At 32.2% G+C, this 22,871-nt stretch carries 23 protein-coding genes; 17 read left to right on the forward strand and 6 right to left on the reverse strand.

Going from position 1 to position 22,871, the window contains the following annotated elements:
• Window positions 1–12 precede the first annotated feature (12 nt).
• On the reverse strand, window positions 13–906 hold the full coding sequence (locus tag MHM83_RS00340; protein ID WP_370641902.1) for a MerR family transcriptional regulator: 894 nt from the start codon (window positions 904–906) through the stop codon (window positions 13–15).
• A gap of 111 nt (window positions 907–1,017) precedes the next feature.
• On the opposite strand from MHM83_RS00340, the gene MHM83_RS00345 reads away from it, so the two are divergent.
• A complete protein-coding gene (locus tag MHM83_RS00345; RefSeq protein WP_239178100.1) occupies window positions 1,018–1,968 on the forward strand; it encodes a GSCFA domain-containing protein in 951 nt (316 codons plus the stop codon).
• A gap of 10 nt (window positions 1,969–1,978) precedes the next feature.
• On the opposite strand, the gene MHM83_RS00350 is transcribed toward MHM83_RS00345, so the two are convergent.
• Together MHM83_RS00350 and MHM83_RS00355 are read right to left on the reverse strand one after the other, a co-directional pair.
• Window positions 1,979–2,260 (reverse strand): rhodanese-like domain-containing protein, encoded by a 282-nt coding sequence (locus MHM83_RS00350; RefSeq protein ID WP_073182694.1) that lies wholly within the window; start codon window positions 2,258–2,260, stop codon window positions 1,979–1,981.
• 34 nt (window positions 2,261–2,294) lie between these two features.
• Window positions 2,295–4,052 (reverse strand): aromatic amino acid hydroxylase, encoded by a 1,758-nt coding sequence (locus MHM83_RS00355; RefSeq protein WP_239178101.1) that lies wholly within the window; start codon window positions 4,050–4,052, stop codon window positions 2,295–2,297.
• Between the two features lie 115 nt (window positions 4,053–4,167).
• On the opposite strand from MHM83_RS00355, the gene MHM83_RS00360 reads away from it, so the two are divergent.
• Window positions 4,168–4,935, forward strand: coding sequence for a M48 family metalloprotease (locus MHM83_RS00360; RefSeq protein ID WP_159614261.1), 768 nt, complete (start codon window positions 4,168–4,170; stop codon window positions 4,933–4,935).
• Between the two features lie 393 nt (window positions 4,936–5,328).
• On the opposite strand, the gene MHM83_RS00365 is transcribed toward MHM83_RS00360, so the two are convergent.
• The gene (locus MHM83_RS00365) at window positions 5,329–5,835 is read right to left on the reverse strand and encodes a hypothetical protein (protein WP_239178102.1); all 507 of its coding nucleotides are present in this window, start codon (window positions 5,833–5,835) and stop codon (window positions 5,329–5,331) included.
• Between the two features lie 121 nt (window positions 5,836–5,956).
• On the opposite strand from MHM83_RS00365, the gene gpmI reads away from it, so the two are divergent.
• Genes gpmI through MHM83_RS00385 form a run of 4 tightly spaced genes read left to right on the forward strand, consistent with a single transcriptional unit; the run spans window position 5,957 to window position 9,638 of the window.
• Window positions 5,957–7,474: a 2,3-bisphosphoglycerate-independent phosphoglycerate mutase gene (gene gpmI, locus MHM83_RS00370; protein ID WP_239178103.1), complete on the forward strand. Its 1,518-nt coding sequence runs from the start codon at window positions 5,957–5,959 to the stop codon at window positions 7,472–7,474.
• An 11-nt stretch (window positions 7,475–7,485) separates the two neighbouring features.
• Window positions 7,486–8,016: a thioredoxin family protein gene (locus MHM83_RS00375; protein ID WP_239178104.1), complete on the forward strand. Its 531-nt coding sequence runs from the start codon at window positions 7,486–7,488 to the stop codon at window positions 8,014–8,016.
• A 29-nt stretch (window positions 8,017–8,045) separates the two neighbouring features.
• Window positions 8,046–8,864: a type I methionyl aminopeptidase gene (gene map, locus MHM83_RS00380; RefSeq protein ID WP_125065923.1), complete on the forward strand. Its 819-nt coding sequence runs from the start codon at window positions 8,046–8,048 to the stop codon at window positions 8,862–8,864.
• Between the two features lie 3 nt (window positions 8,865–8,867).
• On the forward strand, window positions 8,868–9,638 hold the full coding sequence (locus MHM83_RS00385; RefSeq protein ID WP_239178105.1) for a class I SAM-dependent methyltransferase: 771 nt from the start codon (window positions 8,868–8,870) through the stop codon (window positions 9,636–9,638).
• Here the strand turns inward: MHM83_RS00385 and MHM83_RS00390 are convergent.
• Window positions 9,635–10,606, reverse strand: coding sequence for an FAD:protein FMN transferase (locus tag MHM83_RS00390; protein ID WP_239178106.1), 972 nt, complete (start codon window positions 10,604–10,606; stop codon window positions 9,635–9,637). The two genes, MHM83_RS00385 and MHM83_RS00390, sit on opposite strands and share 4 nt — an antisense overlap.
• Window positions 10,607–10,730: 124 nt before the next feature.
• Here MHM83_RS00390 and MHM83_RS00395 point away from each other — a divergent pair, with 124 nt between their 5' ends.
• The 11 genes from MHM83_RS00395 (at window position 10,731) to MHM83_RS00445 (ending at window position 22,174) form a co-directional block, all read left to right on the forward strand.
• Window positions 10,731–11,579, forward strand: coding sequence for an OmpA/MotB family protein (locus MHM83_RS00395; protein WP_159614269.1), 849 nt, complete (start codon window positions 10,731–10,733; stop codon window positions 11,577–11,579).
• Window positions 11,580–11,769: 190 nt separating this feature from the next.
• Window positions 11,770–12,225 (forward strand): 50S ribosomal protein L13, encoded by a 456-nt coding sequence (gene rplM / locus MHM83_RS00400; RefSeq protein ID WP_125065927.1) that lies wholly within the window; start codon window positions 11,770–11,772, stop codon window positions 12,223–12,225.
• Between the two features lie 2 nt (window positions 12,226–12,227).
• Complete coding sequence (rpsI, locus tag MHM83_RS00405) at window positions 12,228–12,614, forward strand: 30S ribosomal protein S9 (protein ID WP_047790000.1); 387 nt, start codon at window positions 12,228–12,230, stop codon at window positions 12,612–12,614.
• 142 nt (window positions 12,615–12,756) lie between these two features.
• Window positions 12,757–13,503, forward strand: a complete 747-nt coding sequence (gene rpsB / locus MHM83_RS00410; RefSeq protein WP_125065928.1) for a 30S ribosomal protein S2 — start codon at window positions 12,757–12,759, stop codon at window positions 13,501–13,503.
• A 92-nt stretch (window positions 13,504–13,595) separates the two neighbouring features.
• Window positions 13,596–14,564, forward strand: a complete 969-nt coding sequence (gene tsf, locus MHM83_RS00415) for a translation elongation factor Ts (protein ID WP_239178107.1) — start codon at window positions 13,596–13,598, stop codon at window positions 14,562–14,564.
• A 110-nt stretch (window positions 14,565–14,674) separates the two neighbouring features.
• Window positions 14,675–15,385 (forward strand): UMP kinase, encoded by a 711-nt coding sequence (gene pyrH, locus MHM83_RS00420; protein WP_047789997.1) that lies wholly within the window; start codon window positions 14,675–14,677, stop codon window positions 15,383–15,385.
• A gap of 47 nt (window positions 15,386–15,432) precedes the next feature.
• Complete coding sequence (gene frr / locus MHM83_RS00425; protein ID WP_047789996.1) at window positions 15,433–15,987, forward strand: ribosome recycling factor; 555 nt, start codon at window positions 15,433–15,435, stop codon at window positions 15,985–15,987.
• A 96-nt stretch (window positions 15,988–16,083) separates the two neighbouring features.
• Window positions 16,084–18,447 (forward strand): efflux RND transporter permease subunit, encoded by a 2,364-nt coding sequence (locus tag MHM83_RS00430; protein WP_239178108.1) that lies wholly within the window; start codon window positions 16,084–16,086, stop codon window positions 18,445–18,447.
• 147 nt (window positions 18,448–18,594) lie between these two features.
• Window positions 18,595–20,028, forward strand: a complete 1,434-nt coding sequence (gene asnS / locus MHM83_RS00435) for an asparagine--tRNA ligase (protein WP_159509355.1) — start codon at window positions 18,595–18,597, stop codon at window positions 20,026–20,028.
• A gap of 83 nt (window positions 20,029–20,111) precedes the next feature.
• Window positions 20,112–21,575: an RNA polymerase factor sigma-54 gene (gene rpoN, locus MHM83_RS00440; RefSeq protein ID WP_047789993.1), complete on the forward strand. Its 1,464-nt coding sequence runs from the start codon at window positions 20,112–20,114 to the stop codon at window positions 21,573–21,575.
• Window positions 21,575–22,174 (forward strand): hypothetical protein, encoded by a 600-nt coding sequence (locus tag MHM83_RS00445; RefSeq protein WP_047789992.1) that lies wholly within the window; start codon window positions 21,575–21,577, stop codon window positions 22,172–22,174. The genes rpoN and MHM83_RS00445 overlap by 1 nt, the downstream gene beginning before the upstream one ends.
• Here the strand turns inward: MHM83_RS00445 and MHM83_RS00450 are convergent.
• The gene (locus MHM83_RS00450; protein ID WP_239178109.1) at window positions 22,169–22,837 is read right to left on the reverse strand and encodes a porin family protein; all 669 of its coding nucleotides are present in this window, start codon (window positions 22,835–22,837) and stop codon (window positions 22,169–22,171) included. The two genes, MHM83_RS00445 and MHM83_RS00450, sit on opposite strands and share 6 nt — an antisense overlap.
• Window positions 22,838–22,871 lie beyond the last annotated feature (34 nt).

Below are 22,871 nucleotides of genomic sequence, written 5' to 3' on the forward strand. Positions count from 1 at the left end.
CTAAACACAATATTAAAACCGCTCTAATAACGCCACCAAAGAAGGATACATGGTTACTTTCGCTTTAAAATCAATATGACTAACCGTCATCGCTTTATTTCCTATTGCTATTAGCTCATGATTAGTATTTTCTAACATTTTGTCTATTTCAAAAAAATATTCTTCTACTTTATCTTCATATGGCTGAACAGTCATGGAAGTAATAAAACAAATTTTTGTTTCATTTTTAAAAAAGTAGTTTAAGTTATCCAAGGGTAAACTTTGCCCTAGATAAATAGTATTATACCCCCTTAATATAAGCTCATAATTTAAATACATAAGCCCTAATTCATGAATTTCATTTTCTGGAAGAAACAACACATAACTTGTATCTGAGTTATTACTAACGTACTCTAACTTCTCTATGTTAATCTGAATTTTTTGTATGATTAAATTAGATATGAAGTGTTCATGTGCTGGCAATAAGGTATCTGTTTGCCATAATAACCCTACATGATTTAAAAAAGGAATAAAAACATCTTTAAAAACCTCTCTAAAAGTCTTTGTTTTCAACAATCTATTGTAAGCATTGTTAAATAATATTTTATCGAATTGAAACATTGCTAACTTAAAAGAATTAACAGCTTCATCGTTTACTGCCATTTTAAAAGCTAACTCTCTTGCTTTTAAAACAATAGTATCATCAGACATTTCTGCTATTTTAGAAATCTTTATACTATTTTTATTCAACAAGACAACATTTAGTAATTTCTGTAAATTTTCTGAAGAGTAATAACGAATATTGGTATCGGTTCTCTCTGGCGATAACAGATTGTAGCGTTTTTCCCAAATTCTAATTGTATGAGCTTTTATTCCTGAAATATTTTCAAGATCTTTAATTGTAAAAACTGATTTTATATTGTTCAATGTATTCTTAATTCTTTTGAACAAAGATACAAATTTTAACGAATTACAAACCTACACCACTTCTTATGAAGATTTTATACTTATTTTTGATTGTTATTTTTCTTTAAATTTATGAATCTTCAAACGCGAATACCACTTACGAAGCAAAAGCATAATCAAATTAATTATCAGTCAAAACTACTTTTACTTGGTTCTTGTTTTTCTGAAAATATTGGCGACAAACTTAACTACTACAAGTTTCAATCAAAACAAAACCCTTTTGGTATTTTATTCCACCCTAAGGCTATTGAAAACTTAATTACAAAAGCATTAAACAAAGAAGAATATACCGACAAAGATGTTTTTTTTCACAATGAACGATGGCACTCTTTTGAAGCACATTCAAGTTTAAGCGCTATAAATAAAAATGGATTATTAAACAGCTTAAATTTATCCATACAACAAACTTTTGAGCAACTACAAAACACCACACACCTTATCATTACACTAGGTACAGCATGGGTATATAGAGAAATTTCCTCGGATAATTTTGTAGCCAATTGCCACAAAGTTCCTCAGAAAAAATTTTTAAAGGAATTATTAAGCGTTCATGAAATTTCTGAAAGCTTAGAAGCTATTAACTCTCTTGTTAAGTCAGTAAATAAAAACATTTCAGTTATTTATACGTTATCTCCTGTACGACATTTAAAAGATGGTTTTAAAGAAAACCAACGTAGTAAAGCACACTTACTTTCAGCTATTCATGAAGTAGCGGAACCGAGAAATGCTATTTACTACTTTCCTTCATATGAAATTATGATGGATGAATTACGTGATTATCGTTTTTATAATGAGGATATGATTCACCCAAATAAAACTGCTGTGAATTACATATGGGAAAAATTTAAACAGGTTTGGATTACAGAAGATTCATGCAAAACGATGCAGCAAGTCGAAACCATTCAAAGAGGAATAAACCACAAACCTTTTAACTCAGAATCTGAAGCTCATCAGTTATTTTTGAAAAAACTACAACAAAAAAAGGAAACACTTTTACAAGCATTTCCTTTTATGAATTTTTAATCTTCTTATTTTATTTCACTAAATATTGATCAACATTTTGCCAAGGCCCTCCGTTAATTACATCAATCCCATGGTTTTGTAAAAACTCTGCTGCTTGCCCGCTTCTACCACCACTTCTACATACTGCAATTACTGGCTTATCCCACGATTTAATTTCCTCTACATTTGTAGGAATCGTAGCTAAAACAATATGCTTAGCTCCTTCACTATGCCCTTCATTCCATTCCGCTAAAGTCCTTACATCTAAAACAACTGCTCCTTTAGCTAAATATTCCTGTATTTCGTTACTCATATTCTTCTTTCTAAATAAATTAAATAATCCCATTTTATACTTCTTGGTAATTTTCCAACAAAAGTAAACCGTTTTCTATTAACGTAGTGTAACTCTTGTTACTTTTCATTTCTTCAAGATATTCACGTAACGCTCCTTTTATTGAAAAATTGTTTAGTGTTGCCAATTCTAACAGCTCTAACGACAACAACCAATCATTTTTATAATTTGATTTTACTTCTGTAAAAATTCCCTCAATGTCTTCCTCAGAAACCGTGCCACCTTCCCTTAGTTCTCTTACTCTGTCATATAAACTATATAACTTTCTATCTGAATCAGAATATTGAATTTTGTGCGTTTTGGTTTCCGATACTTTTCCTACATCCCCAAATGAAGCCACATCTGCAGAACCTGCAAAAGCAGATACCACCTCTACACCCACAGCCATATCGTATACTCCCCAATCTGGGTGAAATAACAACGTGTCTCCATGAGTTACTGTACAGTTTTTAAAAGAAATTAGTAAAATCCTACCTCTTAAATCCCTTGTTCCTGTAATTACTTCTCCTACTACTTTTACTCCACCTTCAAACTCTAAGGTAACCTGCTCTCCTTCATAAATACCATAAGCTTTCAAATCTCGCGGACTCATATTCTCTATTGGAATATTAATCCCTTTTAACTTTCCTATTGGACTTCCAAAACCTTCTGCATGATAATTTGTTCCGTGACCTATTAATTCTTTATCTCTATTTGCTAACGCAGTAGGACCAGTTGTTTGTACATAAATGGCTTTATTATTCTCATCAGTTATTACATTGGTAAAAATCCCTGACACTTGAATACCTGTACTCAACTCGATAGTTCCTAAATTTTTAGAATCTATCAATTTTTCTATTCCTTTTAATCCACCAGTTCGTATTGCCATTTTATTAGCAAACTGCTCCAACACTAAACTTAAATGAGCAAAATCTGGAGTAACAAACAACTGAGGTTGAGGTTTTGTAATATCAAAACTCACATTTGCAGCATCTAAAGAATAAGGAACCTTTTCTACTTCATCTTTCATACACCATTTACTCTCTCCAATAGAAGACAATAACCCTGCGCCATAAATTTTTGGATTTTCAAGGGTTCCTATCAATCCATACTCCACTGTCCACCAGTGTAAATTTCTAATTTGAGCCATTTCTGAAAGTTCACCCATATTATCTTGTAACCACTCTACTTTTTCTTGTGCTTCATCAATATCTTTTTGAGTAGAATTAGGATCTTCTTTTAAGATAGACAACAAACGAATAGCTTCATACATTTCGTAATCTTTTGCTGAAGAAATCGCTTTTGCTCCAATTTCTCCAAAACGACGTAAATATTCAGCATATTCTGGATTTGCTATAATTGGCGCATGACCTGCCGCTTCATGAATAATATCAGGAGCTGGCGTGTATTCAATATGATCTATCGTACGCATGTCAGACGCAATCACTAACACATTGTACGCTTGAAATTCCATAAAAGCATTCGGTGGTATAAATCCATCAACAGATACTGCCGCCCAACCTATTTCTTTTAAAATACGATTCATTCCTTGCATGTGAGGAATTTTCTCAACGGAAATGCCTGTCTTTTTCAATCCATCTAAGTACGAAGCATGCGCTACTTTCCCTAAATAATCTACATTCATACGCATTACATAACGCCATACAGCTTGGTTTTGAGCCGTATATTCATCATACGGTTGTTTTACCACGAACTTATGTAAATGCTTGGGTAACTTCTTAGTAACTTCGTTTAACTCAAAGTGAGGCTCCATAATGTTGTTTGTTTTGCTGTGTAAATTTAAGTTTTTTATAGTTCACAAAAAATTGATATTCGTTAAATTATATATTTTGTACTTTTACTTTCGGGACTAATAAAATAACTTATTGATGAAAATTAAAGGAGGTTTAAAAACTCGTTTGCTTGTAGGTATAACTATTGTTGCTTTTGCTTATCTACGTAAATGCAGTCAACAAGAGGTAAACCCTTATACAGGGAAAACACAAGCAGTTAGTTTATCACCAGAACAAGAAATTGCTATTGGACTACAACAAGCTCCTATGATGACTCAGCAACACGGAGGCTTGTATCCTAATGAAAATGCTCAAGTACTTGTAGATAAAGTAGGTGCAAAGCTCGTAAACAACACGGTAGCTAAAAAATCAGGTTACCAATTCGATTTTCATTTATTAAGAGATGAAAAAACAATCAATGCTTTTGCCTTACCTGGAGGGCAAATTTTTATAACTCATGCTTTATTCACTCAATTAAAAAACGAAGATCAACTAGCAGGTGTACTAGGTCATGAAATAGGACATGTCTTAGGAAAACATTCTAACGAACGAATTACCGATGCCAATTTTTGGAAACTTTTAACCATGGGAGCTTCTGTCGGCGCTGATTTAGGAGAACTGGCGAATAGTATTGGACAGCAAACTTTATTAAAAAACGGTCGTGGTGATGAATTAGAAAGTGATGAGTTAGGTGTTAAATTAATGATTGATGCAGGTTATAACCCTGAAAACTTGATTGGCGTAATGGAAATTTTAAAAGCTGCAGCTGGTCCAAATAGAGTTCCTGAATTTCAAAGCACCCACCCTGACCCTGAAAATAGAATTGAAAAAATTAAAGAAGCTATACGTAAATATAAAAAGTAATGTTGTTACTGTAACATTTAATTAATCGAGTATTCTAATAATTATATATTTAAATTAGTTGCTATGAGTTTCAGTGGGTCAGTATCGTCAATGATTACGAGTTTAAAAAACAATAAAAGAAAAAGAACTAGCGCTTTTGAAAAGTTAGAACGTTTTCAAAAAGAAAAAAACGACAAATTATTTTTTAAAAAAACTGCTAATGAAAAGCAGCTTAAAAACATTCGTTTAAAGATAAAAAGACAACAACAAGTTAATTTTATAAAAAACATTCTGGCTTTGATAGCCACCTTTTTAACATTACTTTATATTATCTCATTAGTTTAATCAATATAAAAAGGTTGAATTTTATAAAAAATCCAACCTTGTGTTAATAACAGATCCCCTATCTTCTTGTTACTTACCTTGAATAATATTGTAATTTATTCCAACACCTACAGAAGAAGGAGAAATACCATCAGACGAAACCCCTTGGTAATACCCGAAAATATTCCACTCGTCGTTGTGATACCCTATTTCTGGCCTGTAATAAAACCCACCAGTTTCACTTCCTTCAGTAAAAAAAGCATACCCTAAATCCGTTCCTAAAAAGAAGTTTTTTGTTGGGTAAAACCTAAACAATCCTGCTACAGGGATTAGTCCTGAATCAGAGAATTCAATAACACCTTCTTCTTTCCCAAAATAATGAGTATACCCTGTCGAAGCTCCTATAGCAAAACTTTCTGCATTTAAAAACTGATATTTCAAATCAACCCCCAAAACAAAAGAAGAAACATCAGAAGCATCACCAACAGGAGCACCTCCATGGATTCCTAATTTCAACCAATTTGTACCTTCTCCCACTTGAGCATTCGCAACTGAAAAACTCGTTATCGCTATTACTAATAAAATTATTTTATTCATATTATTGTTTTTTTTAGTTACGCAGCAAAACTACCTCAATAACTTTTTCAATTTTACCTCTTTTGACATAATTATTAACCCAAAAGATTTTACTTTTAATACAAAGAAGTAAATTTGTAACATGAACAAGAAAGTAATTTTAATGATTTTGGATGGATGGGGGATTACCCAAGACCCAAAAGTATCGGCTATATACAACGCAAAAACTCCATTTATAAATTCGTTATACAATAAATTTCCACATGCACAATTAAGAACCGATGGAGAACATGTTGGTTTACCAGTAGGACAAATGGGAAATTCTGAAGTTGGACATATGAATTTAGGTGCTGGTAGAATTGTATATCAGAATTTAGCCAAAATTAACAAAGCTGTAAAAGAAGGAACTTTAGCACAAGAAAAGGAACTTCTAAACGCTTTTGAATACGCTAAAACAAACAATAAAAATATCCATTTTTTAGGATTGGTTTCTAATGGAGGAATTCATTCTCATATTAATCACCTAAAAGGTTTGCTATCTGCAGCTAACAATTTTGGTTTAGATAATGTATACCTACACGCTTTTACTGACGGTCGTGATTGTGATCCTAAATCAGGAAAGTATTTCATCAACGATATTCAAGAACACATGCAAGAAACTACGGGTGAATTGGCAACAATTACTGGTCGTTACTATGCAATGGATCGTGATAATCGTTGGGAACGTGTGCAACTTGCTTACGAAGCTTTAGTAAACGGAAAAGGAACTTTTTCTTCGGATGCTCCAGCTAGTATTCAACAAAGTTATGATGCAGATGTTACTGATGAGTTTATCAAACCAATAGTAATGGTTGATGAAAGTCAACAACCAAAAACTGTAATTAAGGAAGATGACGTTGTTATTTTCTTCAATTTTAGAACAGATAGGGGTCGTCAATTAACAGAAGCTTTGAGCCAAAAAGATTTTCCTGAATTCAACATAAAAAAACTACCTTTATATTTTGTTACCATGACAAGCTATGACGATACTTTTAAAAACATCCATGTTATTTACGATGGAAAGAACATTCAAAACACTTTGGGTGAAGTATTAGAGTCAGCTGGAAAAAGTCAAATTAGGATTGCTGAGACAGAAAAATATCCACACGTTACTTTCTTTTTCTCTGGTGGAAGAGAAGATGAATTTACAGGAGAAAAACGTTTGCTTTGTCCATCTCCTAAAGTAGCTACCTATGATTTAAAACCTGAAATGAGTGCTTATGAAATTCGCGACGCTATTGTTCCTGAACTACAAAGCGGTAATGTTGATTTTGTATGTTTAAACTTTGCTAATGGTGATATGGTTGGTCATACAGGTGTTTTTGAAGCTGCTGTTAAAGCTTGTGAAGCAGTTGACAATTGTGTTGAAGACGTAGTAACAACTGCGTTAAATAATGACTATACCACTATTTTAATTGCTGATCATGGAAACTGTGAAACAATGATTAACCCAGATGGAACACCACATACAGCACACACCACAAACCCTGTTCCTATGATTTTAATTGACAAGGAGTTAAAATCAATAAAAAGTGGTATTTTAGGCGACGTTGCTCCAACCATTTTAAAATTAATGGGTATTGAGCAACCTAAAGAAATGACACAACATTCGCTTATTTAAAAATATATTTCATGAAAAAAATCGTATACCTTTTTATAGCCTTACTTATTATTTCTTGTGCATCGACACCAAAGAACCTAGCAACAAAAAATGAAAATGGAAATTTAGTTGGTATTGCCACTAAAAAAGACTTCCAACAAGAGCCATACGGAAGTGAGTGGTTTAACGATTTTTATTCATATTACGAAACAGATAAAGCTACCGTAGAAAAACTAAAACCATATTTAAAAGACATAAAAATAAAAGGTTTTATGGGAACTTGGTGTGGAGACAGTAAAAGAGAGATTCCTAATTTTTATAAAATCTTAGACGAAGCCGAATTCGATTATAAAAACCTTGAATTAGTTACAGTGAACCGTCAGAAAAAAGCCAATGGTTTAGAAGAAGGTTTCAATGTAATTCGAGTTCCAACCTTCATTTTTTATAAAGACGGAAAAGAAGTTGGTCGTTTTGTAGAACACGCTGTTGAAGATAGCTCAGTTGAAGAAGATTTCTTAAAAATACTATCTGGTCAAGAATACAAACATCCATATCAAAAATAACTGTAAATTTGCGCCTCAATATTTTTACCATGATTAAACCAAAAACTAGAGAAGAAATTGAATTAATGCGCGAAAGTGCTTTAGTAGTATCAAAAACCTTAGGTATGCTTGCCAAAGAAGTAAAACCTGGTGTTACTACATTGCAACTTGATAAACTTGCTGAAGATTTTATTCGTGAGCAAGGAGCTATTCCTGGTTTTTTAGGTCTATATGATTTCCCTAATACGCTTTGTATGAGCCCAAACTCACAAGTGGTTCATGGAATTCCAAATAACACACCTTTACAAGAAGGTGACATCATCTCTATTGATTGTGGTGCTATAAAAAATGATTTTTACGGAGATCACGCTTACACGTTTGCTGTAGGTGAAATTACTCCTGAAACTCAAAAACTACTTGATATCACTAAAGAAAGTTTATATGTAGGCATTCGTGAACTTAAAGTAGGAAATCGTGTTGGTGATGTAGGTTTTGCTATTCAAAACTTTACTGAAAAACATGGTTATGGTGTTGTTCGTGAACTGGTAGGACACGGATTGGGACGCAAAATGCACGAAGACCCAGAAATGCCTAACTATGGACGCAGAGGTCGTGGTAAAAAGTTTATTGAAGGTATGGTAGTTGCTATTGAACCTATGACCAATATGGGAACTCATAAAATCCGTCAACACAGTGATGGATGGACAATTACCACTTTAGATGGTAAACCATCAGCACACTTTGAACATGATGTAGCCATAGTTGATGGTAAACCAGAGTTACTATCTACCTTTAAGTATATATATGATGCTTTAGGTATTGAAAGTAATGAAGAAGACGAATTTAGACAACAACCATTAGTTATATAATTTGTGTCTTTATTTAAAGCAATACTTAACACTATTCCTAGACCTATATTAATCAAAGCCAGTTATTGGGCTCGTCCCATTATTACCTGGTGGTTAAAAGGGGATAACTTTACAGATCCGATTGACGGAAAATCATTCAAGAAATTTTTACCTTACGGATATGGAATTCAACGTAAAAATGCACTTTCTCCTTCCACCCTTTCACTAGAAAGACATCGTTTAATGTGGCTTTTTTTACAACAGGAAAGCAACTTCTTTACTTCCGATAAAAAGTTAAAAGTATTACATATCGCCCCTGAGCAATGTTTTTTAGATCTTTTTAGAAAACAGCAAAATTTAGAGTATACAACATCCGATTTAGAATCACCTATAGCAGATGTAAAAGCAGATATTTGCGACCTTCCTTTTGAAGACAACTCTTTTGATGTAGTGTTTTGTAATCATGTATTAGAACATATCCCTAACGACACAAAGGCGATGCAAGAATTGTATCGAGTAATGAAAGTTGGTGGATTTGGTATTTTTCAAATTCCGCAGGATTTATCAAGAGAAGTTACTTTTGAAGATAATTCTATTACCGACCCTAAAGAACGTGCAAAAATATTTGGTCAGTACGACCATGTACGTGTGTACGGTCGTGATTATTTTGATAAACTACGTTCTGTAGGATTTAAAGTTGATGAAGTAGACTACACAAAAAAAATCGCTCCAGAAAAACTAGAACGATTTGCTTTAATGAAAGGCGAAATTTTGCCTGTATGTTATAAAAACTAGTTTACAAATTCTGCTAGTTCTCCTGCTTCATTATGATATAACAACACTACTTTAAGCGTCGGGTGTTCTTTTAGAAACTCTTTTGTTTTCTCTAAGCCCATTGCTAAAAAAGCCGTTGCATAAGCATCTACATCAGCACAGTCTCCTTTTAATCGAACTGACACACTTAGCAAATTACTTTCTTCTGCTAGTCCTGTTTTGGCATTTACCGTGTGTACTATCTTTTTCCCTTCAGCATTCACCTTGTACTTTCTATAATTCCCTGAAGTTGCCATAGATTCATTATTCAGCTCAATTATTTTTTGAACAGAACGTGTTCCATCAGCATTTGGCTTTTCAATCGCTACTTTCCAAAGCTTTCCGTCTTTTGTTCCTCTAGCTCTAATCTCTCCTCCTATCTCTACTATGTAATCATGAATGTTTTTCGACTCTAAAAACCTCCCAACAACATCTACTCCATAACCTTTAGCAAAAGCATTAACATTAAACTCTATATTTTCACTATCTCTATAAACTTTTCTGTTTTTTAACACAACTTTATCAAATCCTACATTCTCCATCAAAGCCGCTATTTCTTCAGAGGTCAAATCTTTCTTTTCTTTTCCTGAGCCAAAGCCGTAAGCATCTATCAATCTACCAATAGTCGGATCAAAATAACCATCAGTTTCCTTGTAAATTCTTTTAGCCTTTTCAAAAACTTCTACAAACATATCATCAACTATTACAGTGGTGTCTCCTTGGTTAATTTTTGAAATATCAGAAGTAGGCATGTATGTAGACAATGATTTGTTTACCAAATTAAACAAACTATCAATAGGTTTTTGACAATCAACCTTATTCAAATAGGTTATATGATATGTAGTCCCAAAAACAGCTCCTTGTAATTTAGTTATCTTTTCTTTTTTTTCTTCCTTACAAGCTATTACTAACAATAATGAAACTACTAAAAACGTTATCCTTTTAATCATCTTTAAAAAATTTAGTCACAAAAATAATGTATTCACACTTCATAAAAGATTGTTAATTCTCTTTTTTGTGTCTTCATTTTTATAAATTTGCTCAACGTTTAATATATCTAAAAAATAGAATAAAATGAGAAAAATATTTTTATTCCTTACTGCTTCAATCTTATTAGCATCTTGTGCTTCAACGAAAGAATTAGAAGCTATAAAAGCTAAACACGAACAAACTAAAGAAGAATTACTAGCTGTAAAAGCTAACTTGACCAAATGTTTAGTTGAAAAAGAAAACTGTGAAGAAAAGGCATTTTCTTTAGAGTCTAGAGTTACAGAATTAAAGAGAGATAAAGAAAACACTTTACAACAAGTTGAAAACTTAACAGTTTTAACTAAAGGCGCTAATGATAACATTAAAGAGACATTATCTCAATTAAGCAAGAAAGATAAGTACATCAACAAAATTAGAGAAGCTGCTTCTAAAAAAGATTCTTTAAACTTAGTAGTTGCTTTTCACTTAAAAAGAGAATTACAAGACGGTATTGATGACGAAGATATTGAAGTAAATGTTGAAAAAACAGTTGTATTCATTTCAATTTCCGACAAGTTATTATTTAAAAGTGGAAGTTACACTATTAACGACAAAGCTTCTAAAGTGTTAGAAAAAGTTGCTACTGTAGTTAACGGACAGCCTCAAATGGATGTAATGGTTGAAGGACATACTGATAACACTCCTGTAAGTGCTGGTTCGGCATTAAAAGACAACTGGGGATTAAGTGTTTTACGTTCTACTGCTATTGTTCGTGAATTGCAAGGAAAGTATAATGTAGCTCCTGAAAGATTAATTGCAGCTGGTAGAAGTAGCTATGTTCCTTTAGTAGAGAATAACAGCCCTGCTAACAAAGCCAAAAATAGACGTACAAAAATTATCATTTTACCAAGATTAAATCAGTTCTTTGATTTATTAGATCAAAAAGTGGAGTAATTTTTAAACACATAATTCAAAAAAAGCATGCTAAAAGCATGCTTTTTTTATACTCTTTACTCAGTTAAAATAAGTAATAGAAAAATTAAACTAACACGCTATTTGTCAATCAAATAATTAATCGTACATTTGCAGACCTTTTTAAAGGATAAAATTTAATTATTAATAAACAAAAACTAATCGTGTAATTATGAACACATTAAGTTACAAAACAGTATCAGCTAATAAAGCTACCGTAAACAAAGAGTGGGTTTTAGTTGATGCGGACGGGCAAACATTGGGTCGTCTAGCTTCTAAAGTTGCAAAACTTATTAGAGGTAAGTACAAACCAAATTATACTCCTCACGTAGATTGTGGAGATAACGTTGTTATTATCAACGCTGAAAAAATCAACTTAACTGGTAACAAGTGGGCAGACAAGTCTTATATCCGTCACACAGGTTATCCAGGAGGTCAAAGATCATTAACTGCTACAGAGATGTTCGAAAAAGATCCTACAAGATTAATCGAAAAAGCAGTAAAAGGTATGTTACCTAAAAATCGTTTAGGTAGCGCGTTATTCAAAAATTTATATGTTTACGCAGGTACAGAGCATGGTCAAGAAGCTCAAAAACCTAAAACTATTAACCTTAACGATCTTAAATAATTATGGAAACTGTACACAAAATAGGTAGAAGAAAAACAGCTGTTGCTCGTGTTTATGTTTCTCAAGGAAGTGGAAACATCACTATCAACAAAAGAGAGTTTAAAAACTATTTCACTACACCAACTTTACAATACAAAGTTCAACAACCTTTAATGTTAACTGAAAACTTAGAGGCTTACGATGTAAAAGTAAACGTATACGGTGGTGGTGTTACTGGTCAAGCTGAAGCTATTCGTTTAGCAATTACTAGAGCATTAGTTGCTATCAATGAAGAAAATAAAGCTGTATTAAAGCCAGAAGGATTATTAACTCGTGATCCAAGAATGGTTGAACGTAAGAAATTCGGTCAGAAGAAAGCACGTAAGAAATTCCAGTTCTCTAAACGTTAATATTTTACTGAACTTGTTTCAGTATTTAAATGTTTCGAGACTGTTATTTATAAATCAATTTTTAACAGTTTAGTATCTAAATATTTCAGACTTAATAACTACTGAAATATTGCGAAAACAGAACGTAAACACATTTATTAAAATGGCAAACATTCAAGAATTATTAGAAAGTGGTGTTCACTTTGGACACTTAACTAGAAAGTGGAACCCTAACATGGCTCCATACATTTATACAGAGCGTAATGGTGTTCACATCATCGATTTGTACAAAACTTCAGCTAAAATTGACGAGGCTTCTGCTGCGTTACAAAAAATAGCTAACTCAGGACGTAAAATCTTATTCGTTGCTACTAAAAAGCAAGCTAAAGATATCGTTGCAGAAAAAGCTAAAGCTGTAAACATGCCTTACATTACTGAGCGTTGGCCAGGTGGTATGTTAACAAACTTCGTTACTATCCGTAAAGCCGTTAAGAAAATGACTTCTATTGATAGAATGAAGACTGATGGTTCTTTTGATGCATTATCTAAAAGAGAAAAATTACAAATTACTCGTCAACGTGAAAAATTAGAAAAGAACTTAGGTTCAATTTCTGATATGACTCGTTTACCAGGAGCTTTATTTGTAATTGATGTAAAGAAAGAACACATTGCTGTTGCTGAAGCACAAAAATTAAACATTCCAATCTTTGCAATGGTTGATACAAACTCGGACCCAAGACCAATCGATTTTGTAATCCCTGCAAATGATGATGCTTCTAAATCTATCGATAAAGTATTATCGTATGTAACTGATGCAATTGCTGAAGGCTTAACAGAAAGAAAAGCTGATAAGGAAAAAGCTAAAGCTGAAAAAACAGCTGACGCTCCAGCAAAAGAAGAAGCAAAATAATTTTTTAATTTAAAGGTTTCATTACATTGGAACCTTTAAATTTTTACAACTTTGTACAACAATATATTTACAACTAAAAAATAACGATAGAAATGTCAGTAAAAATTAGCGCTGCAGACGTAAAGAAATTAAGAGAAACTACCGGAGCTGGTATGATGGATTGTAAAAAAGCATTAGTAGAAGCTGAAGGTGATTTTGATAAAGCTATTGAAATTTTACGTAAAAAAGGACAAAAGATTGCTGCTAAAAGAGCAGATCGTGAGTCTACTGAAGGTGTGGCAATCACTAAAATTAGCGATGACAACACATATGGTGTTGCTATCGTATTAGCATGTGAAACAGATTTCGTAGCTAAAAACGATTCATTCAAAGCATTAGCGCAAGAATTTGTTGACATCGCTTTTAACCACAAAACAAAAGAAGAGTTCTTAGCTGCTGATTTTGGTGGTGTAACTGTTGCTGAAAAATTAATCGAGCAAACAGGAGTTATCGGTGAAAAAATCGATATCACTGCTTTCGAAAGAATTGAAGCACCATACGTAGGAGCTTACACTCACGTTGGTAAAATTGCTGCAATGGTAGGTTTAACTGCTGCTGTAGATAATGCTGCTGAGTTAACTAAAGACTTAGCTATGCAAGCTGCTTCAATGGGAGCAACTTCTTTATCTTACAAAGATTTTGATCCTGCTTATGTAGCTTCTGAAACTGAAGCTAGAATTGCTGCGATTAAAAAAGACAACGAAGAATTAGTACGTTTAGGTAAAACTTTAAAGAACGTTCCTCAATTTGTTTCTCGTTTACAATTAACTGATGAAGCTTTAGCGAAAGCTGAAGAAGAAGCTAAAGAGCAATTAAAAGCTGAAGGTAAACCAGAACAAATCTGGGACAAAATCTTACCAGGTAAAATGGAAAGATTTATCTCTGACAATACAACTTTAGATCAAGAACAATGTTTATTAGATCAAAAGTTTATTAAAGACGAAAAGAAAACTGTTGCAGAATATGTTTCTTCTTACGGTAATGTTGAAGTTAAAAACTTCGTAAGGGTTACTTTAGGATAATTCTCAACAACAATTTTATATGAAACCATCCATTTTTGGATGGTTTTTTTTTATGTGTTAAAATTAGAATAAAAAAAATATGTAGCTTTGCACAACTTTCAACAAAACAAATGCAATACAAAAGAATTCTTTTAAAATTAAGTGGTGAGGCACTAATGGGTGAACGTCAATATGGAATTGACCCAAACAGACTTAAAGAGTATGCCCAAGAAATAAAACAAGTTATAGATAAAGGTGTAGAAGTAGCCATTGTTATAGGTGGAGGAAATATTTTTAGAGGAGTTGCTGGTGCTAGCCAAGGTATGGACCGTGTACAAGGTGACCATATGGGAATGTTAGCTACTTGTATTAATGGCTTAGCTTTACAAAGTGCCTTAGAAGACCAAGGAATTCACACTCGTTTACAAACTGCTATTGAAATTAAAGAAATTGCAGAACCATATATTAAACGTCGAGCTAATCGTCACTTAGAGAAAGGACGCGTAGTAATTTTTGGTGGAGGAACAGGAAATCCGTATTTTACAACCGACACTGCAGCTGTTTTAAGGGCTATTGAAATAAATGCAGACGCCATTTTAAAAGGTACACGTGTTGATGGTATTTATACAGCAGATCCAGAAAAAGATAAAGATGCTGTTAAGTATGAAAACATTACATTTAAAGATGTTATTGAAAAAGGCTTAAAAGTAATGGATATGACAGCCTTTACCTTGAGCGAAGAAAACAAATTACCAATTATTGTTTTTGACATGAACACACAAGGAAATCTTCTAAAACTTGTTTCTGGAGAAAATATTGGAACAATAGTTGACAACGAATAAACCGAAAAATTACCCTCAACCTATTTGAGGTTTTAAATACGAACAAAATGAACGAAGAGATTGATTTTATTTTAGATTCGACTAAAGAGGCAATGGATAAAGCTATTAGCCACTTAGAAAAAGAATTAGCAGGTATTAGAGCAGGTAGAGCTACTCCTGCTATGTTAAGTACGATTATGGTAGATTACTACGGTTCTCAGACACCATTATCACAAGTGGCAAACGTAAACACTCCTGATGCTAGAACCATATCAGTTCAACCATGGGAAAAAAACATGTTACAAGAAATCGAAAAAGCAATAATGCTTGCTAACATCGGTTTTAACCCAATGAATAATGGAGAAAATATTATAATTAATGTTCCACCATTAACAGAAGAGCGTCGTAAAGGATTAGCTAAACAAGCAAAAGCAGAGGCTGAACACGCTAAAGTAGGTGTTCGTAATGCTCGTAAAGACGCAAACAATGAAATTAAAAAAGTTGATATTTCTGACGATATGAAGAAAAATGCTGAAGCTGATGTTCAGAAATTAACTGACGATTACGTAAAAATAATCGACGAAAAGTATACTGTTAAAGAAAAAGAAATTATGACTGTATAATTTCTTTTAAGAAATAGTTAAAAAAGAGCATCATATGATGCTCTTTTTTTCGTTTAATTAATTCATTTAGCATAACTTTGCTGAAATTTTTTTTGGATGACTTTTTGGACTAAAATCGCAGGCTTCTTATTGCGAAATCGTTACTTAGTTTTAATTACTATTGCTATAATTACAGGGCTTTTAGTCACTCAAATGAAATATATGCGCTTCTCCTATACAGAAGCCAATTTACTTCCTACAGACCATGAGGTTAATATAGAATACAATAAGTTTTTAGAAATTTTTGGAGAAGAAGGCAACCTCATTATATTAGGAGTAAAAGATTCTACAATATTTACTCCTCAAAAATTCAATGCTTGGAATAAACTTGTTAAAGATTTAGATAGTTTAACACAAGTGGATTTTACTGTTTCTATTGCTGATGTTCAGCAGTTAAAAGCAGATAGAAAACGAAGAAAATTTGTTGTTGAACCACTTTTTGAACAAGCTCCTTCGACTGATGAAGAAATAAAAAATATAAAAAAACAACTTTTTGAGAAGCTACCTTTTTATAACAACCTATTATATAACGACAAAGGTACTTTACAAACAGCAATTTATTTAAACAAAGATATTGTAAACACCCCTATTCGTAGAGATTTTGTGTTCGACATTCTAATTCCAACTATAAACTCTTTTGAAAAAGATCATAATATTGATGTTCGTGTTTCTGGTATGCCCTACATTAGAACCTTAAACTCTCAGAATATAACTGACGAAATGGGAATTTTTGTAATTGGTGCATTATTAATAACAGCCATTATCTTTTTCTTCTTTTTTCGTTCATTTAGAGCCACTTTTATTACACTACTTGTAGTTAGCATTGGAGTAACATGGGCTTTTGGGTTTATGGGATTATTCCGCTATGAGATTACAGTATTATCTGCTCTAATTCCACCATTAATTATTGTAATTGGTGTACCCAATGCAGTTTTTCTAATTAATAAATATCAACAAGAAGTAAAAAAACACGGAAATCAGGCTAAATCTTTACAACGTGTAATTTCAAAAGTTGGAAATGCTACATTAATGACCAATATTACTACCGCTTCTGGTTTTGCCACTTTTATATTTGTTAAAAGTAGACTAATGCGAGAGTTTGGTGTTTTAGCCTCTGTAAACATCATCAGTATTTTTATTCTAGCATTATTAATCATTCCAATTATATATAGTTTTATGCCTCTTCCAGAGCAGAAACATTTGAACCATTTAGAAAAAAAATGGATGGGAAATGTTGTTTCTTGGATGGAACGTATGGTAAAAAAACAACGAATTGCCATTTATATCACTACTGTTTCCATAATAATTTTAAGTATGATTGGCCTTTACATGATTCGTGTATCAGGTAGTTTGATTGAAGATATGCCTAAAGGAAAACAGTTTTATAAAGATATTAAGTTTTTTGAATATGAGTTTGGGGGAATTATGCCTCTTGAAATTTTAATTGACACCAAGAAAGAAAAAGGTGTTATGAAGCTTTCTACTTTAAAAAAGATGGAAAAACTCAATGAAACTATTGAAACTTTCCCTGAATTATCCAAGCCTATATCTATAACCAATCTTGTAAAATACTCTAAGCAAGCCTACTATAACGGAAATCCTAAATACTATCAACTTCCAACAAGTCAAGAAAAAAGCTACATTTTTTCGTACACTAAAAACTCAGATAGTAACTCTGGAATGCTAAAAAATTTTGTGGATAGTACTGGTCGTTATGCACGTATTACCACTTTTATGAAAGATATTGGTACTGATAAAATGGATATTATCCAAGAACGACTACAAGCTGTAATCAATAAGCAATTTCCTGATGAAAAATTTGATGTTTCATTAACAGGGAAAGCATTAGTATTTTTAAAAGGAACCAACTATTTAATTAAAAACTTAGTTATTTCACTATCATTAGCTATTATATTAATATCTATTTTTATGGCGTGGATGTTCCGTTCACCTCAAATGATATTAATATCATTAATTCCTAACATGCTTCCTTTATTAATTACTGGTGGATTGATGGGATTCTTTGATATACCTATTAAACCTTCAACAATTTTAGTTTTTAGTATTGCTTTCGGTATTTCAGTAGATGATACTATTCACTTCTTAGCTAAATATAGACAAGAGTTGCTGGCCAATAACTGGAAAATAAAACCTGCTGTTTATTCAGCATTAAGAGAAACTGGAGTAAGTATGTTCTATACTTCAATAGTCCTTTTCTTCGGTTTTTTAGTATTTACTGTTTCAAGTTTTGGAGGTACTATTGCATTAGGAGGTCTAGTTTCAATTACATTATTATTAGCTATGGTTTCAAACTTACTATTATTACCTTCTCTTCTACTTTCTTTTGAGAAAAGAATAGCTAATAAGAAAGTTTTAAAAGAAACTAAATTTAAAATACTACCTCCAAAAGAAGACAAGTAAATATTCAAAAACAACCATTTTAAATAAATATGGTTGTTTTTTTATTAAAGCTAACTTATAAAAGTTAACTCTTTATTCTTGGGTCTCTTTGTTGCTAATTAACAGCAAAAAAGTATCTTTGCTTGATTTTATTGAAGATATAAAGACATGAAAAGAAGTAGCGTTAAAGATTTATTACAATCTGACAAATTTTTACAAGAAGTACACGTAAAAGGGTGGGTAAGAACTTTTAGAAGCAATCGTTTTATTGCTTTAAATGATGGTTCTACTATTAATAATATTCAGTGTGTTGTAGATTTTGAAAATACCGACGAAACTTTATTAAAAAGAATAAATACTGGAGCAGCTGTAAGCATTCAAGGTACTTTGGTTGAAAGTCAAGGTAAAGGACAAACAGTAGAAATTCAGGTAAACAATTTGGAAATCTTAGGAGATTCAAATCCTGATGAATATCCAATTCAGCCCAAAAAACACAGTTTAGAGTTTTTACGTGAAAATGCTCATTTACGCGTAAGAACTAACACTTTTAGTGCTGTAATGCGTTTACGTTCTGCATTATCATTTGCAGTGCATCAGTACTTCCAACAAAACGGGTTTTACTATGTAAATACTCCAATTATTACAGGTTCTGATGCTGAAGGCGCTGGAGAAATGTTTAAAGTAACTCAGTTTGAAGCAAACAAAGCTCCTGTAAACGAAGAAGGTGAAATTGATTATTCTAAAGATTTCTTTGGAAAAGAAACTAACCTAACAGTTTCTGGTCAATTAGAAGGTGAAACCTATGCGATGGCATTAGGTAAAATATATACTTTCGGGCCTACTTTTAGAGCTGAGAACTCTAATACTACACGTCATTTAGCAGAATTTTGGATGATTGAACCAGAGGTAGCTTTTAACGATTTAGATGCTAACATGGACCTTTCTGAAGACTTTATTAAATATGTATTACAATATGTATTAGACAACTGTAAAGATGATTTGGCTTTCTTAGATAATCGCTTAGCACAAGAGGAAAAAACGAAACCTCAAGCACAACGTAGTGAAATGGGCTTAATTGAAAAATTAAAATTTGTTGTAGATAATAACTTTAAGCGTGTAAGCTATACAGAAGCAATAGATATTTTAAGAAATTCTAAGCCTAACAAGAAGAAAAAATTTCAATTTCCTGTTAACGAGTGGGGTGTTGATTTACAATCAGAACATGAGCGTTATTTAGTTGAAAAGCACTTTAAATGTCCTGTGATTTTATTCGATTATCCAGCAAATATAAAAGCATTTTACATGCGTTTAAATGAAGATGGTAAAACGGTACGTGCTATGGATGTTTTATTCCCTGGAATTGGAGAAATGGTAGGGGGTTCTGAAAGAGAAGAACGCTTAGACGTTTTAAAAGAAAAAATGGCTGAACTAAATATTCCTGAAGAAGAATTATGGTGGTACTTAGACACTCGTAAATTTGGTACAGCTGTACACTCTGGATTTGGTTTAGGTTTTGAACGTTTAGTTTTATTTGCAACTGGAATGAGCAATATTCGTGACGTTATTCCTTTTCCAAGAACACCACAAAACGCTGAGTTTTAAAAAAATCATAAAACTTATAAATATCAATCGTCATTCCTTTACGAATGGCGATTTTTTTTGTCCTATTTCATATCTTTGTATATATGCTAAAACAAAGTTTACATCAAAAATTACTTCAAAAATTATCTCCACAACAAATACAGTTGATGAAGTTAATTCAATTGCCTACGCAAGCTTTTGAAGAGCGTTTGAAACAAGAAATTGAAGAAAATCCCGCATTAGATACTGGTAAAGATGAACCTGAAAATTTTGAGGATAGTTTAGCCAATGATGTTGATTATGACGATTCAGGTAATGAAAAAATAGATGCTGAAGATATAAACATTGATGAGTATTTAAGTGATGATGAATACCCTAGTTATAAAACGCAAACTAACAACTATTCTTCAGATGATGAAGACAAGCAAATTCCTTATGCAGCAGGTACTAGCTTTCATCAATCTTTAAAAAATCAATTAAATACATTTAGAATTGATGAAGAAGAAAGGGCCATTGCCGAATTTTTAGTGGGTAGTATTGATGATAGCGGTTATATACGTAGAGATATTATAGATCTAGTTGACGACTTAGCTTTTACCCAAAATGTTTTTACTACTGAGGAAAAAGTACATAATGTTTTGGTAAATGTTGTTCAAAAATTAGACCCTACTGGTGTAGGTGCTTTAAATTTAAAAGAATGTTTAATCATTCAATTAAAAGCTAAATCTGAAAATGAAAGCAGAGCATTAGCGATAAGAATTTTAGAAGAAGCTTTTGATCATTTTGTTAAAAAGCACTACAAGAAGCTTTTAGAAAAATTCAATATTTCTGAAGAACAATTAAAGGAGATTATTAGCGAAATAAGCAAACTAAACCCAAAACCTGGAAGTTCTTACGCTGGAAATAATAAAATAGCAGAGCAAATAGTTCCCGATTTTTCAATTAAAATTATTGATGGGAACTTAGATTTAACTTTGAACTCTCGTAACGCTCCAGAATTACATGTTTCTAGAGAATATAACAATATGTTAAAAGGGTATCAGGACGCTAAAGAGAAAACTAAATCTCAAAAAGATGCTGTACTCTTTATAAAGCAAAAATTAGATGCTGCAAAGTGGTTTATTGATGCTATAAAACAACGTCAGCAGACCCTTTTAGTAACAATGAATGCGATTATGCATCGTCAGTCAGCATATTTTTTAACAGGTGATGAGCGTAAGTTAAAACCTATGATTTTAAAAGATATTGCTGATGAAATTGGCATGGACGTCTCAACTGTTTCTCGTGTTGCTAGTAGTAAGTATGTTTCTACACCTTACGGTACAAAATTGATTAAGGAATTCTTTTCTGAATCAATGAAGAACGACCAAGGAGAAGATGTTTCAACTAGAGAAATTAAGAAAATTTTAGAAACTGTAATTACAGAGGAAGACAAACGAAAGCCCCTTACCGATGAGAAATTATCTAAAATTTTAAAAGAAAAAGGATATCCTATTGCTAGAAGAACAGTTGCTAAATATCGTGAACAATTAGACATTCCTGTCGCGAGGTTACGCAAAGAAATTTAATGCGATGGCATAAATTCATATCAACCATTCTTCACCCTATTGTAATGCCTACTATAGGAGTTATATTGTATTTCCTACTTTCTCCAATAAGCTTAAATAAACAACAACAATATACTATATTGGCAATAGTATTTGTAGCTACATACATTATACCTATGCTTCTGCTAGTTTTCTTAAAGTCTATTGGTCACATAAAATCTTTTCGCGTATATAGTATAAACGAACGAAAATTTCCAATTTTCTTTATGATGACTTTATTTTTAATTCTAGGAAAAATGTTTGCTAGTATGAGTATTTTAAAAGACGTTAGCTACCTCTTTTACGGAACTGTATTTGGTTTAGGCTTTATTTACTTGCTATTTCCTTTTAAAATTAAAGGAAGCCTCCATTTGTTGTCTATGGGAGTTGCAGTTGGATATTTCTTATTGTTTCAACAAATACAAGCTGTTTATGTACTCCCTATAATTATATCATTTATTTTTTTAGCTGGCCTTCTTGCAAGCTCAAGATTACATTTAAAAGCTCATAAGGTAAGAGAAGTATACTTAGGTTTTTTTATTGGCTTATTAAGTCCTTTTATTGCCTATTGTGTATTATAGTAAATAAAAGCTTAGGCCTAATTTAACTATTTTACTATCTATTGATTTTCCATTCAGAGTTACATTTTTAAACATAGGTGACAATCCGTAATATACATGGAAATTAAATGTACCATAACCTGCAGACAAAGTTAATCCTGCTTGCCATTTATTGTATTTTTCAACATTTGAAAAACTAACTCTTCCTGTTGGTGAATCGTATCGAAAGCTATTACTTATGTTATAAGAAACTTTAAAACCCGCATAAAAACGCCAAAATGAATACGTATTTGCATCTGAAGATCGCCATCTAAACTGAATAGGCATTTCTAAATTGTGAAGTTTTATTTTGTTGGATGAAATGTCAGGGTCAGTTTCATACTCTTTTACATTTCCTTCTAGCACTTTTAACCCATGACTGAATGAGTCATAATTATACCCTAAACCTATAGCCATTGCTGTTCTACCATTTATATTAAAGGGTATATCCTTCATGTAACCGACACCTAGACCATAAGAGAAACCTGTCTTCCCGATTCCATCTGGTTGATCTTGTAATAAGTTATATGTTATATCAATGTATAACTGATCTTCCCAATACTTATCTCCTAACTGTAAAGAATCTTTCTGACAAAAAGTAGTTAATGACAGAAAAAACACGAAAAAACTTACTATATACTTCATAGATAATTAACTAACGATAAAGATACTTTTTTTG

The organism is Tenacibaculum sp. Mcav3-52 (assembly GCF_022347665.1).
Taxonomy (GTDB): Bacteria; Bacteroidota; Bacteroidia; order Flavobacteriales; family Flavobacteriaceae; genus Polaribacter; species Polaribacter mesophilus.